The following is a 14174-nucleotide window of genomic DNA, read 5'->3' as shown; positions in this document are numbered from 1 at the left end:
CAAGCTATCAGAGTTTGATCTCATGAGACAACTCTTGAAATTCAGCGCAAACCGTCTGCCGTTTTCTGGTTGGATGAGCCCGTAATCGCTCCAACGAATTCGTTAGAGACTCTTCTGGGTCGGCACGAGCGCATTGGAGAATAGAAGCCCGGCGATGAGCGCGATGAAAACCATCAGCGCCTGGTTCGCGCTGCTGGCACCGGGCAGAATGTCCGCGCCGGACACCCAGCGGTTGAGGATCATGTAGGTCTTGCTTCCCGGCACGAGCAGGACGATGCCCTGAGTCATCAGGATCGAACCGGGGCCGCGGGTGATCCTTGAATAAAGATTGCTGAAAAGACCGACGGTCAGCGCGCCGATGAACATTCCCGCATACATGCCGAACCACCTCTCGCCGAGGCTGGCAGCCATGAAAGCGATCGCGGCGGATAGAAGACCCCATGAAAGCTTCCGCCGGGGAATGTTGAAGGCGATGCCGAGCCCTAACGAAAGCCCTGCCACCGCGGGCCAGGTTTTCCAATCCGGCAGCATGGGCAACACTGCGGATGCCAGATGATTTCCATGGAAGAGGAAATTAGCAACCGCCGTTCCGCTGATCGCGCCGAAGAAAAGTTTTAACAACAGCATCGCGGCATCCACCAGCCGCGAGCTGCCGGAGATCAGATGGCGGGCGGAAATTTCCGTCAGCGCGACAGTTAGAGCGAGGCCGGGAATGAAGATGATGATGGAGGAGAGGATGACGAACGGCACGTTGATGCCCACGCCGAGCGCCTCGACCGCACCGGCGAGCACACCGGATACAAAAGGCGCGAGGATCGTGATCACCGGGCTCCAGCTCGCATGACGTGTGGCCAGGTGATTGATGAAAAACAACACCAACGAAAGCACGGTGGCCGCGATGCAGTCCTTCAGATTTGAGGAAAGCAGCGCGGCGAACGAGCCGCCGGCAAGCGCCCACGAAAACGCGTTGGCCCACAACGAATAGTTCCAAGGCGCGGTGATCACCCGTTCGAGCTGATCATTTCCCTCGCTGAAACTGAGGCGTCCGTCGGCGATGCTTTCCACCAGCCGATCAATTTCCCAGAGCCGGCCCAGGTTGTTTTCCGCCGGTTCGACGCGTTCGATGTGGACGACCTGATCGAGCTCGTCCGTCTCCCAGAATGCGCAGGTGAACGTCGTCGGGCTGACCATGAAACTGCCGTGGATCCCGAGCATGTGGGTTACATTTATGAGATGCCGCTCGATGCGCTGGCTGGTCGTCCCGCATTCATGCAGCGCATGGCCCAGCTTCACGACGAAGCGGATTTTCATGCGGAATTCTGCGGGATCCATGGCCACGATACGGATGAATGGCAGCATCGCGGGAGTCCGGCAAGGGATTCCACGCCGCCCCGGCTTAACAAACCCGATCGTCTGCATTCCCGCCAACGACGAACCGGCTCATCGCGAGGCTTGGAAAATGCCTAACACAGTAAAACCCCTCACTCCGCGGTCTTCTGCCCGAGTTGGGTCATGAACGCATCCACCGCGTTGTTGGCCGCCTCGTTGTAGCCCGCTTTGGACTTGGCGGGATCATTCGCGTATTCGGAGATGGGAGCCGGGCCACCGCCTACGCCCTGGCAGCTCATTGAAAACAGTTTCTTTCCAGCCGCATCCTTGAGTGCGAAATCGACATTCACCCGCGGACTGAAAAGCAGTTCGCTGTCATTTTTCGAAACCCGCATCAGGTTGTACGACGTGACGGTCGAAGTCACGATGTTGACGGAATTATCCCTGACCCGGGAGCCGAAAAAACGGTCGTTCTTCATGGAACGCTTCAAGCCGTCCCGCACCATTACGTTCAGGTTGCCCGGAGTGTTGTGTTGGACGGCGGAAAAATAGGACGCGCTTTTTTTGACGAACATCGAATTCTGGGTGCCCGCGATCCCGTTGGCCACGGCCGAGGCGATCAGCACACCCAGCGCCCCTGCGTTGTCACCCGAGTGTGCCGCGTTGTCTCTCGCCGCTTCATCTCCGCCATAAGGTTCCTTGTAGGCTTTCGCATCCACTTCGGTAGTTGCGATCGCCACCGTGGACAATGCCGCGCGCTGCGCCGCGCTGAATTTGTTAGCGCAAGAGGAAAGGAGTGTGGCGGAAACGATGCTGGCCAGCAGGATGAGGCGATTTGACTTCATGATGATTTGAAATGGGATGCCGCCGGGGTTGGAAATCCACGCGCGGGCGGCGGATCGTTAGAGCAACCCCGCGGGCCTGCAAGTCCTATTTTCCCGAAGCCGGTAGTGATCAAATACCGCATCTCCAGTCCATTGATAGATCGAAGGCGGAACCAGGGAGGCCAGCGGCAGCGGTGGCATCGCGGAGGATCTTGCAGGGATTGGGATTCGCACAGGCTCCTGACGAGCAGGCGGCACGACGTCACAAAATTTCTCCAACCGTGTGCGAAAAACTTGCGGTGCGAACACTTCGTGCGACGTTCACCCGCCAAGCATTTGCATCACAAATCCGGCGGATTTCCTGCCGGATCCCGATCGATCAACACACTCCCATCCCGCCATGGACGCCTACGACCTCGACCAACTTCACCATCATGACGCCGCCCTGCAAACCATGGTGATCGCTGATCCCGACCGCGCCGAGGATGCTCTCAGGGAATACTTCGGCGCGGGTTCAACGGCGTGGACCGGTTGGGACGAGCAATTCATCACCTTCATCGAGAAACGACGCAAAACCGGTCTGCTTTACGGCACCATCGGCGACGGTTGGTACTTCCTGTTCTCACCTTCCTCGGAAGAGGGATTCTGGGTGTGCCTGCGTGAAGGGATGGCTGGTAAGGGTTTCCTCCGACCGGAATCGATGGCGTCCCTAACTGAAGTCGCCATTGAGAAGGGACTCTACGAACGCCCCCGTCCGGAGTATGGGTGAATTTACTTCAGAAAATCATGGAGTTTCCGGGAGCGAGGGCAAGAAAATGTCCTTAACCTATCGTGAAGGGAAGGGGAGGCTTGGCCTCTTCAAATTCGCTGAGTTTCTTTTTGCAGATCTTGTCTGATGCCACAGGCTTGAAGAGCAGATCATCGCCAGCAAAGCCAACGGGCGTCGAGCCATGGTCTTCGATTCCTTCGAAATCGGTGAATTCAGGAAGCTCCAGATATTTCACGCGCCACTCTTCTTCGCCGGATGTCTTGAAGACGAGCGCATAGGTGTCGTGGTTTTGACTGCCGTCACACCAAGTCTCGTGAATCAGCAAATGTGACCCATCCTGGGAAACCAGCACTTTTTGCTTATAGCCCACTTCACCGCCCAACTTAGCCGAGAGGGTGCTCGCGGTTTTAGCCACAATTTTTCCAGAACCAACGTTCCTCACTTCATAGAGCGATGTCGTGGTGAACAGATAGGAAACCGCGGCACTGACCGGCTGCATCGTTCCCATTTTGAAAACGACGGCTAATAAACCGCCAGGAACCGTAACCTTCCGCCCATCAAAGGGAATTTCACCGGCGCGGGCGGTGGCGATCTCTTCGGGTGACGCCTCAACGAGGCCTTGATGTTGGATCCACGCGGCCACCCTCTCGTCTGCTGATGGATTCTCTCCCCCGAGGGGCCGACTACCGGCAACAGGCGAAACGGATTGGCATGCTGTCAGACCCGACAAAATGACGACCGGGACAACAGTCTTCAAACATCGGGTTACTGACATGGACATGGATTGATCCTTTCCAATGCGACATGGAATCAAGCCACCAGCTCTTTCAAGCGGCGGCAGACCTCTTCGACGTTCGCCCGCGAGTTGAAGGCGGAGATGCGGAAATAACCTTCGCCCGCGGAGCCGAAGCCGGAGCCGGGGGTGATGACGACCTGTGCCTCGCCTAACATTTTGTCGAACATGTCCCACGAGGTCAGACCGGCCGGGCAGCCGACCCAGACGTAAGGCGCGTTCTCACCGCCGAAGACGGGGAGTCCGGCGGCAGCAGCGGCTTCGCGGAGGAGCTTGGCATTGCCCATGTAGTGTTCGATGAGGGCGCTGACCTGTGCTTTTCCTTCGGAGGAAAAAACAGCGGCGGCGGCTTTTTGGACCGGGTAGCTGGCACCGTTGAACTTGGTGCTGTGGCGGCGGGACCAGAGCTGATGGAGCGGGATGCGCTCACCGGTGTCGGACTTGCCGCTGAGGGTCTTCGGGATGACGATGTAGCCGCAGCGGACGCCGGTGAAGCCGCCGTTTTTCGAGAAGGAACGGAACTCCATGGCCACGTCCTTCGCGCCTTCGATTTCAAAGATGGAGCGCGGGATTTCCGGGTCCTGGATGAAGGCCTCGTAGGCGGCGTCGAAGAGGATGATGGCGTCGTTTGCCTTCGCGTATTTCACCCAAGCTTCGAGCTGCGCGCGGGTGGCGACGGCTCCGGTCGGGTTGTTCGGGAAGCAGAGGTAGATGAGGTCGGCCTTTTCGTTAGGCACATCGGCGACGAACTTGTTGGCGGCGTTGCAGGGAAGATAAAGCAAGCCGGCGTAGGCGCCTTTTTCATCCGCGTCACCGGTGTTGCCGGCCATGACGTTGGTATCGACGTAAACCGGATAGACGGGGTCGGTGATGGCGATCACATTTCCTTTTCCGAAGATGTCGAGGATGTTGCCGGTGTCGCACTTCGAACCGTCCGAGATGAAAACCTCGTCTGCGGAGATGCCGAGATCGGCGAACTGGTTGTCCACGATCGCCTGACGGAGAAATTCGTAACCTTGCTCCGGGCCGTAGCCCTTGAAGGTGTCGCGGTTTGCCATTTCATCCACGCCTTCGTGCATCGCCTTGACCACGGCGGCGGGCAGCGGCTCGGTCACGTCGCCAATGCCACAGCGGATGATGCGGGCGGCTTTGTCGGGATTTTCTTCGGTGTAAACCCGGACGCGGCGGGCGATTTCAGGGAACAGGTAACCGGCTTTGAGCTTGAGGAAATTGGAATTGATCGTGGCCATGCGGGCGGAGATGTAGCCGGGTGCGCAGGATCGTGCAAGCGAAGGAATCCGCCCGCCCGCCGCCGGTGGAATCCCCGGAATTTCTTCCAGTAGCGGGTTTCCGAAGCTCCTGATAAATGATTTTGAAAATCCGCTGCCGGGAACCTAGCATCCACACCGGAGCAAACGCGGATTTGCCCATTTCTTCAGATTCACCACCATGCGCGTTCAAGTTCCCATGCCTCCTTTCGGCGGACCGGCCCGTTTCATCGGCGCGGTCTTCGGATTCGTCTTCTGTGGGATCGGCCTCGCGATCCTTGGCTTCATGTGGACGGTGCAGGGTTCTGACGAACCGCCGCTGTTCTTCAAAATCTTCGCCAGTTTCATCGCCCTACCTTTTGTCGCCATGGGAGGGACTCTGTTTTTTACCTCCCTCAAGCGGCGGTCCATGATTCTGGAAATGCCCACGATCCAGCAATCGCCTCCCGCCACCGCTGCCGGCAAAGACTACGCCTGCCCCTCCTGCGGCGCGCGGCTTGGTGAGGACGTTGATGTATCCCCGAGTGGCGATGCGAAATGCGGCTACTGCCGGAAGTGGTTCAACATCCACGGCTGAAATACCGATTACTGTGAAACCTCCAACCGGATGTAGCGCCGGGAGCCTTCCGTGAATGGCACGGTGTCACGCAGGATGACGATTTCCGAACCATCGCCATTGTTCACAGGCGAGCCTTCCCGCACCGCGTTTGTCCATCCGGCGAGGTCGCCGGATGCCTTTCCCTGATAGATGATGCCTGTCAGTCCGATCGGGCGGCGCACCTGGATCGAGAGATAGTTCTGGGCCGCCATATTGGTCATCGCTTCCTTCGGCAGCCCCGGAGTTCCCGGTTTCCACGGAGCGATGTCGGAAGCGGTGGGGTTCATGCCGAGAGCCCATTCGGTGAGATTGGCCGCTCCATCATTGTCGGGGTCCGCGGTGTTTCCCGCGATGGCCGGGTTGTTCCAATCGTTGCCGAAATACTGGCGCAGCCAGAGCTGCTGCGCGGTGTAGGGAGTGTAAACCAGGTTCACGGCCGTGGCGCTTTGTTGCAAGGCGAGGATGCCGTAGTTCGACACCACACGGGTTGCCGGGTCGGCGCTCACCGTGCCAAGGACGAAAGGACCGCCCGCAACGGTTGATGCGGTGACCACGGGCCAACTGCGGGACGTGCTCCAGAAGGCGTTGGTTAGATCCACGCCGCTGCCCGCGCTGTTCAGGCTCACGTCGATCGCCGCGCCGCTGTTGATCGTCACCGTCCCGCTGGAAACCACCTTGTCGAACCCGGATGCGTCGGAGTTTGCTGTTAGCTCCCATGCGAGATGCGACGTGGCTCCGTAGGTGAGAGCTGCGAAATTCTGCGTTCCGGCGCTTGATCCCGGCTGGTGCGTGCCGTTGATCGTGGTGGCGGCATTGATCGTGCCCGTGCCTTTCAAGACGGTGTTGCTGGCAGTGGCAAGCGATCCTCCGGCGGCGATGCTGCCGTTCACCGCCAGTGTTCCGGCGCTGAGATTCGTGGCTCCCGTGTAGGTGTTAGTCCCGGCTAGCGTGAGCGTGCCCAGCCCTGTTTTGGTGAGATAACCGATGCCGCCGCTTGTCGCGTTGGTGATGGTTCCGGTGAAATTGAGCGTTTTTCCTGTGGCGACCTCGATCACGGCACCGGCGTTTCCGAACTTCACATTCGCCGCGCTGGCGGTGGAGTTTTCGGTGACCAGCAGCTTGTCGGTGGCCTCGTCAAAACGCCACGAGCCGTAGTCGGTCGCCCCGGTTGTTAGGGTCGCCAGCGTGCCGCCGGCCAGCGTGACGGTTCCCACGCCCACGTCGCTGGTGAGTCCGCCGTTCGCGGTCAGGATGCCGCCGGTGTTGACGGTGATCGGTTTTTCCTGCGTGCCGTCCCAGCCGAAGAGGGCATTGGCGCTCGATTGCAGGGTCGCGCCGCTGTTGACGGTGATGCCGCTGGCGAAACCGAGCGCGCGGTTGTTCGCCGCGTTTCCTGAATTTGCGTAAAGCGTGCCGCTGTTCACCGTGGCGGTGCCGCTGAAGGTGTTCGCTCCGTTGAGCGTGAGCGTGCCCGCACCATTTTTCGTTAGAGAACCCGCACCGGCCAGGGTTCCGATCGTCTGGCTCACTCCGTTGACGTCAAAGGTCGCCCCGCTGGCGACGGTCACACTCGCGGCGGCCGGAAGCGAACCGGCGGGTACCAGTCCCTGATAGACCTGCGCGACTTGGGCCGCGGACAGAGCCTGGTTGTAGAACTGCACATCATCCAGCAGGCCGCTGAAATGCACGGTGCCGTCGGCGGCGACGGCGTTGGTTGTGAAACCGAGCCGCACGCTGGTGCCGACATCGGCGTTTCCGAAACCGCTGTTGCCGGAGGAAAGCGTCTGCATCACGCCATCCACGAAGATCGCGAAAACGCCGCCGTTGTTCACATAGGTGACCATGTGCCAGGTGTTGTCGGTGACGGAAGTGGCGCTGGTCGCTCCTTGGAAAAAGCCTCCGGCATAACGGACGGCGCTCGGGATGCCGCCGCTGCCCGCACCGTTTCCATCTCCCAGATAGAAGACGGTGTTGCCGTTGGCCCAACTGTTACCGGTCGCCTTGCTGAGGATGGCCGATCCCGCGGTGGAGGTCTTGACCCATGCGGAAACGGTCCATTTCGCGGTATTGCCGAGATCGGCGATCGGGCTGGCGATATTGATGTAGGAGCCGCCGGTCAGGCTGACGGCATTGCCGGTGTGGCCGCCGGCGACCACCGTCGCGCCACTCGTGAGCGTGCCGTTCATCGTGGCTCCGCCGCTGCCGCCGTTCACGATGGTGCTGCCACTGACGTTGTCGAAACTGTAGTTTGCGACCGCGGCGGGTCCGGTGGTCAGGCGCAGCGTGCCGGCGTTGATGTTGGTTGCGCCGGTGTAGGTGTTAGGCCCGGTGAGCGACCACGTTCCGGGCCCCTCCTTGGTCACGGCGATCGTGCCACCGCCGTTTTGGATAGGGCCGCTGACAACTCCGGTTCCCGCGCCCTGGAAAGTGAAGGTGCGCGCACCGCTTCCCGCCTGCACCGCTCCGGCGAGTGTCAGGGTTCCCGCATCGGATTGGATCTGATAGATTCCACCGCCGGAGTTCGCGCTGACGCTGCCGACCAGCGTGTTGTTGCCGCTCACACTCTGGATGCCGGCGAACGTGGTGTTGTTTCTGCCGCGCAGATCGATGGCCGCGGTTTGGGTGAATCCTCCGATGAGCTCGAGACGGGCGGTCGTTCCATTTCCGGAAGGGCCGATGACGACGGTTCCCGCGCCAAGGGCGTTGTTGGCGTTAGTCCGAAGGAATGCGGCTTCCGCGGCGGTGCCGATGTTGGTACCGCCGGTGTGGATGTTCGACGCATTGAGCACCGTGGTGCCCGCGCCGGTGACATTCAACGCTCCGCTGCCGCTGATCTGGCTGTTGAAATTCAGCGTCTGTCCGCCGGTCATGTCGTTTTTCGCGGTGGTGGCGGACCATAGCTGGACCTTGGCGCTGACGTTCTGGGTGACGGTGCTCGACGAGGACGCCTGCACGCTGGCTCCTACCGGACTGCCGCCTAACGGCTGTCCGGCGAGCTGGATCAGATTCGATGACGAACCGATGGTGTAGGCGGTGGTGCCGTCACCGCCGCCGTTGAAGATCATGTTTCCGAAGATCTTCCAGTTAGGCAGGGTGATGGTCGCCGTCGCCGCGGTGCCGACACGGCCGAAGACGGCGGTTCGATTGCCATATCCCGGCACGTTGCCGTTGCTCCAGTTGCCGCTGGTGTCGAACGCCCCGCCGCCGTTGATATTCCAGTTGGAGGTGAGGTCCGGCGTCGCATCGATCTGCCAGACGCGCACCCAGTCCACCTTCGTCTGGTCGCTCGCGCCGAGCGGCCATTGCGCCGTGGTCGGCGTGCCCGGCCAACCGCCGACGGCGTAATCGAGAATCATGTACATGTTTCCCATCTCGGCGACATCGACGCCGCTGGTGAACGAGGTCTTCTGCGCGCCATCCATGAAAAATTTCACGCTCGTGTCACTGATCCAGTCCATCGCGAAGATGTGATAGCCGCTGGTGCTGAGATTCGTGTTGGTATCCACCGCCCCTGCGCCTGCCGCCGCCGCGCCGCCGGAATTCGTGTAGTGAAAGGCGGTGTGATAGGTGTCGTTGATGTAGCCGTTGGTGCCACCGTCCGTCGTAAGCGGATATTCCATGATGTCGGCTTCCGGTGGCCAGCCGGTGTAGAGCCCCCAGAACGCCGGCCACGAGCCGGGCGTGGTCGGCAGATCGATGCTGGCCTCCACATAGCCGCCGTCGAACGTGTAGTCCGTGTAGCTGGAGACCGAACCCGAGGAAAACTGCGTGGTCCCGCTGGTGGCGGTGCGCGTCGCGCTGAGGGTCAGGACGCCATCTGCCACGCTCACTTGGTTGGCCGCTGCCGCTGAAGCGCTGTTAGGCATTGTCCAACCGGGGCTGGCGACATCCCATTTTGCCGTGTCCACGGCCGTACCGGTGAATTCGTCGTCGAAGACCAGGCGGTGGCTGGTCGTGAGCTGGGCCATCGCAGGAGATGCGATGGCGATTTCGAAGAGGACGCCGAGCATGCAACCGGAAGTCCGCCTGGAGCGGAACGTGGAAGAAAAGGGTTTCATGGGTATTTTACACCTCCGGCCGGAATCCGGCGACGGAGGGAAACTAGCGTGGGCTATAGGCTCAGGCCGGATCTTTTCAATCATCCATCGGGTTGTCCCCACAAATGGGGAGATTCTATGGCACGAACAGCACCTTGCCCGATCGGTCGGGAGCTTCGAGGCGGGCGAGGGCTTCGCGGAAATTTTCCAGCGGAAAAGTCGAGTCCACCGTTTGCACCAGTTTCCCGGCGGCGACTCTTGCGGCGAGGTTCGTGTAAACGCTGCGGACTTCCTCCAGCGGTGCGTTTTCGATCCAGCGGGTCACCCACAGACCGCGGACTTGGATGTCGCGGAAAATCAGCAGGCCGTTGGGAATGGTTACTGGTTTGCGGCCCATCGCGCCGTAGGTGATGTGGCTGCCGCTTTCGCGCAGGAGCTTCATCAGGCGCAGCGCGCTGTCGCCGCCGACGGCGTTGAAGGCGAGCGCGGCATTGGCCCCGCCGAGGATTTCCTTGGCGGAGGCGAGGCCGGCGTCGTCATCAAGGAAAACGTGATCCGCGCCGAGGTCGTGAAGTTCCTGAAACAACTCAGCTCTCCGGACGAAGGAAATGGTGCGGATGCCGAGATCCCGCGCGAGTTGGATGACGCAGCGCCCGACGGCGGAGTTTCCAACGTTCTGGACAATGAAATCGCCCTTTTTCAAATCCCCGAAGCCGTGGAGAAGCTGCCAAGCCGTCGCCGGATTTACTTTCAGCATCGCGGCTTGGAGCGGATCGATGCCGCGCGGCAACTTGTAGAGCGTAGCGCCGGGGACAGTCGCATGCGATGCCCATGTCGCGGACCGGCGGAGGAAAATCACCTCATCGCCTTCTTCAAAATCGGAGGAATCGCTCATTTCCACCACTCCGAAGCCCTCGATGCCGGGGGTGGCCGGGAGCTGGAGTTGGACGCCGTAGGTGCCCTCGACGGTATTCAAATCGGCAGGATTCAGCGGCGCGGCGAGGATGCGGACCAAGACCTCGCCTCCACCCAGCGATTGGGAAATCAAGCTGTCGCTCTCCATTTCCAGAACCTCCGGAGGGCTTCCGGTCTGCCTGAAAACCAACTGCTTGCCGCGGATTGTCGAGTCGTCGTCTTCCATGAAATGAATCTGCCACGGAAACGGCTTTCGCCAAGCGGGAAGGTTTTAATGGGATGCGGACACGAAAAAGGCGCTGCCCCGGGAAGAGACAGCGCCTCGTTGTTGTGTGTGGATTGCGTTAGGAGATTTTAATCAGAATTCCATGCCTTGGACGGCGGATTCTGTGTGGTGGAAATGTTGATGTCGGCCGGGCGGTTTAGAATTTATGAAAAAATCTTCAGCCGTGGACGTCGTTCAACGGCTGATGTAGCATGCGCGCCATGGAACACCGGGTGGAAATGTGGCGGACCCTGCGGCGGACGGTCACTCTGATAGCGATCATCGGCGGAATTTGGCTGCTTGTCGTCCACCCTATCGAACATGCCCTTTCTTCGACCAAGAGAAGCGTCGAGCACGGACTCGAACAGGTTCTCGGAGCTATCACCAACAGGGATACCCGCATCGTCGAAGGCCGGGCGGAAATAGTCGAGACCTCGGAAATCTCCGAGCTCGCCCTGCTCGAAATGCGGATGAGCGCTACCCGGACGATCGAGAAATCCGAGAGCTTTTCCGGCCTCCCGCTCGGCACCAAGAAGCTCATCGTCCGCGGCCACTATCAGGTGAAGGGCGGCTACCGGCTCAAGAGCGGCATCTCCCTGAGCATGGAAAACGGCAAGCCGGTCGCCCGTTTTCCCAAGCCGGAAATCCTCTCCGTCGAGCTCATCGACTTCGACGTTCTCAGCGAGGACGACGGCTGGCTCAACCGGATTCAGCCCGAAGACCGTGCCCAGATCCTGCGCGAACTCCGCAGCCAAATGCGCCTCGAAGCCGAGCAAAGCGGCATGCTCACCACCGTCGAGGCGACCCTCCGCACCCGCCTGCGCGATTTGCTAGGCGTGGAGAATGTCAGTGTGGAGCAGAAAATTCCTTAGACCGTCTGAAGTCGATGAACCTATCCTTTTCGGTAGGATTGAAACATGAGTCTTTTGGTGGTCGTTGGGTTGTGAGCCAAATCTCCCATGATCCCTTCCACGAAAAACCCGAAATTCCGCGCGCTTTGCGGAGTGATGTTCGGATTTTCCTCGCTCGCCTCCGATGCGGGCGAACCGGACTTCGTGCATGAAATCGTGCCTATCCTCAGGGAAAACTGCCTGAAATGCCACACAGACGGAAAAAAGAAGGCGGGCCTCTCGATGGATACCGAAGGGGCGTTCCGCGCCGGCTCCGAAGACGGATCGATTGTCGAGCCCGGCCATCCGGAAAAAAGCCTGATGCTCGAGCGCATCACCAGCGATGACGATGACGAGCGGATGCCGCCCAAGGGAGACGGACTGGATGCGAAGCAAGTGGAACTCGTCCGGGCATGGATCGCCGCCGGAGCGAAATGGGAACCGGGATTTACTTTCAAAAAGCCTGCCTACGATCCGCCGCTTCGACCAAGAAATCCTACTCTGCCCGCCATCGTGGACGGCCGCACGAATCCCATCGACCGGATCATCGATCATTACCTCGCGGATCAGAAGCGCAGCCGGCCCGCGGCGCTGGACGATTCCGCGTTTCTCCGTCGCGTCCATCTGGATCTCACCGGATTACTGCCACAGGCGGATGAGGTCGTGGCATTTCTAGCAGATAAAACGCCGGACAAGCGCGAACGAAAGGTCGATGCCTTGCTCGCGGACAAAACCGCCTACACCGAGCACTGGCTGACGTTTTGGAACGATCTTCTCCGCAACGATTACAGCGGCACTGGTTACATCGACGGCGGCCGCAAGCAGATCAGCGGCTGGCTCTATCAGGCACTTTACAACAACATGCCGTATGATGAATTCGTCCGGCAGTTGGTCGCGCCGAAACCGGAGAGCGAGGGTTTCGCCAACGGCATCATCTGGCGCGGCAGTGTCTCCGCGGCGCAGATCCCTGCGATGCAGTATGCGCAGTCGGTCGGCCAGACGTTTCTCGGGATCAATTTGAAATGCGCGTCCTGCCACGACTCGTTCATCGACCGCTGGAAACTCAGCGACTCCTACGGCCTCGCTGCGATTTACTCGGATCAACCGCTGGAAATGTCCCGCTGCGACAAGCCTCTCGGTAAAAAAGCGGTGGCGGCCTGGTTGTTTCCCGAACTGGGAACGGTGGACAACAGCCTGCCGAAAGAACAACGGCTCGCCCAACTCGCCAACCTGATCACCAGCCCCCAGAACGGCCGCACGCCGCGGGCGATCGTCAACCGGCTGTGGCAGCGCCTGATGGGCCGCGGCATCGTCCATCCGGTGGATGCGATGCAGACCGCGCCGTGGAGCGAGGATCTGTTGGACATGCTCGCGTCGCATCTCGCGCAGAACCATCAGGATTTGAAACAGACCCTGCGGCTTATCTGTCTTTCCCAAGCCTATCAGTCCAAGGCGGAGTCCTTCGAGCAAGCGCCGCAGGAATCCAACTACGTCTATCAGGGGCCGCGGCCGAAACGTCTCACCGCCGAGGAGTTCTCCGACGCCATCTGGCAGATCAGCGGCACGGCACCGGCCAAATTCGACGCGCCCATCAAACGTGCTCCGGCCGAAGGCGCGCCGGTTCTAACTAAATCCGCGTCCTGGATCTGGTCGGACACCGGCCCGGTTCCGGACGGCGTGACCGTCACGTTCCGCAAGCAGCTCAATCTGGTGAAGGTGCCCGACGCGGCCTTCGCGGTGGTGAGCGCGGACAATCGGTTCGAACTCTGGATCAATGGCAAACAGGCTCTAACCGGTACCGATTGGCAGAATCCCGAATCGGTTTCCTTCGCCAAGTTTCTGGTGAAGGGTGACAACGAACTGGTGATGGTCGTGAAAAACGAAGGCTCCGGAGCAAACCCGGCCGGCGCGGTTTTCCATGCGTTGCTCAAACGCGGAGATCAATGGGTGGAACTCGTCAGCGACGCCACGTGGCAATGGTCGGCGAAGAATCCCCAATCGGACGGACGCGTTTCCCGATCGCCCGGCGATTGGAAACCCGCCGCCGTCATCGACCCGAATCCATGGGGCGCGGTGTCCGCCATCCTTCCCGACCAGTTGCTGGCGATGACGTCCGGAAAATCGATTGTCCGGGCGTCTTTGCTGAAATCCGATCCGCTGATGCGCACCCTCGGGCGGCCCAACCGTGAACAAATTGTGACCACCCGCCCGGACGATCTCACCACGTTGGAGGCGATGGATCTCAACAACGGAAGCATCCTCAACGACCGGCTGACGGAATCCGCGCAAGCTCTGTTGAAAATGAATTTTGCATCCTCCCGCGACCTCGCCAATTATGTATGGCGGTCTGCGCTTTCACGGGACCCGACACCTGCCGAGCTGCAACTGATCCTTTCGTTGTTAGGAGCCAAACCCGATGCAGCGGTCACCCAGGATTTCCTCTGGAGTGTCCTGATGATGCCCGAATTCCAAATCATCCGCTAGAC

10 protein-coding genes are annotated in these 14174 nt (G+C 60.1%); 4 read left to right on the top strand and 6 right to left on the bottom strand.

What is annotated here, in order from left to right:
- Nucleotides 1-102 precede the first annotated feature (102 nt).
- Together ABIQ96_RS04590 and ABIQ96_RS04585 are read right to left on the bottom strand one after the other, a co-directional pair.
- Nucleotides 103-1311 carry a threonine/serine exporter family protein gene (locus tag ABIQ96_RS04590; RefSeq protein ID WP_348213376.1) on the bottom strand — a complete coding sequence of 403 codons (1209 nt, stop codon included), beginning with the start codon at nucleotides 1309-1311 and terminating at the stop codon, nucleotides 103-105.
- A gap of 170 nt (nucleotides 1312-1481) precedes the next feature.
- Nucleotides 1482-2174, bottom strand: a complete 693-nt coding sequence (locus tag ABIQ96_RS04585) for a hypothetical protein (protein ID WP_348213375.1) — start codon at nucleotides 2172-2174, stop codon at nucleotides 1482-1484.
- Between the two features lie 379 nt (nucleotides 2175-2553).
- Here ABIQ96_RS04585 and ABIQ96_RS04580 point away from each other — a divergent pair, with 379 nt between their 5' ends.
- Nucleotides 2554-2922: a hypothetical protein gene (locus tag ABIQ96_RS04580; protein WP_348213374.1), complete on the top strand. Its 369-nt coding sequence runs from the start codon at nucleotides 2554-2556 to the stop codon at nucleotides 2920-2922.
- 52 nt (nucleotides 2923-2974) lie between these two features.
- On the opposite strand, the gene ABIQ96_RS04575 is transcribed toward ABIQ96_RS04580, so the two are convergent.
- Nucleotides 2975-3697, bottom strand: a complete 723-nt coding sequence (locus ABIQ96_RS04575) for a hypothetical protein (RefSeq protein WP_348213373.1) — start codon at nucleotides 3695-3697, stop codon at nucleotides 2975-2977.
- Between the two features lie 35 nt (nucleotides 3698-3732).
- Nucleotides 3733-4965, bottom strand: a complete 1233-nt coding sequence (locus tag ABIQ96_RS04570; protein WP_348213372.1) for an LL-diaminopimelate aminotransferase — start codon at nucleotides 4963-4965, stop codon at nucleotides 3733-3735.
- Nucleotides 4966-5164: 199 nt separating this feature from the next.
- Here ABIQ96_RS04570 and ABIQ96_RS04565 point away from each other — a divergent pair, with 199 nt between their 5' ends.
- Entirely contained in the window at nucleotides 5165-5560 is a 396-nt protein-coding gene (locus ABIQ96_RS04565; RefSeq protein WP_348213371.1) for a hypothetical protein, read from the top strand.
- Nucleotides 5561-5568: 8 nt separating this feature from the next.
- Here ABIQ96_RS04565 and ABIQ96_RS04560 read toward each other — a convergent pair whose 3' ends face one another.
- Together ABIQ96_RS04560 and ABIQ96_RS04555 are read right to left on the bottom strand one after the other, a co-directional pair.
- The gene (locus ABIQ96_RS04560; protein ID WP_348213370.1) at nucleotides 5569-9639 is read right to left on the bottom strand and encodes an autotransporter-associated beta strand repeat-containing protein; all 4071 of its coding nucleotides are present in this window, start codon (nucleotides 9637-9639) and stop codon (nucleotides 5569-5571) included.
- Between the two features lie 115 nt (nucleotides 9640-9754).
- Nucleotides 9755-10759, bottom strand: a complete 1005-nt coding sequence (locus ABIQ96_RS04555) for a 2-enoyl thioester reductase domain-containing protein (RefSeq protein ID WP_348213369.1) — start codon at nucleotides 10757-10759, stop codon at nucleotides 9755-9757.
- Between the two features lie 251 nt (nucleotides 10760-11010).
- On the opposite strand from ABIQ96_RS04555, the gene ABIQ96_RS04550 reads away from it, so the two are divergent.
- Both ABIQ96_RS04550 and ABIQ96_RS04545 read left to right on the top strand, forming a co-directional pair.
- Nucleotides 11011-11670 carry a DUF4230 domain-containing protein gene (locus tag ABIQ96_RS04550; protein WP_348213368.1) on the top strand — a complete coding sequence of 220 codons (660 nt, stop codon included), beginning with the start codon at nucleotides 11011-11013 and terminating at the stop codon, nucleotides 11668-11670.
- 87 nt (nucleotides 11671-11757) lie between these two features.
- Nucleotides 11758-14172 (top strand): DUF1549 domain-containing protein, encoded by a 2415-nt coding sequence (locus tag ABIQ96_RS04545; protein WP_348213367.1) that lies wholly within the window; start codon nucleotides 11758-11760, stop codon nucleotides 14170-14172.
- Nucleotides 14173-14174: the final 2 nt, after the last annotated feature.

This window comes from Luteolibacter sp. (genome assembly GCF_039920825.1).
Classification (GTDB): domain Bacteria; phylum Verrucomicrobiota; class Verrucomicrobiia; order Verrucomicrobiales; family Akkermansiaceae; genus Luteolibacter.
The sequence above is the reverse complement of the archived record's forward strand: the minus strand, read 5'-3'. Positions and strand labels throughout refer to the sequence as shown.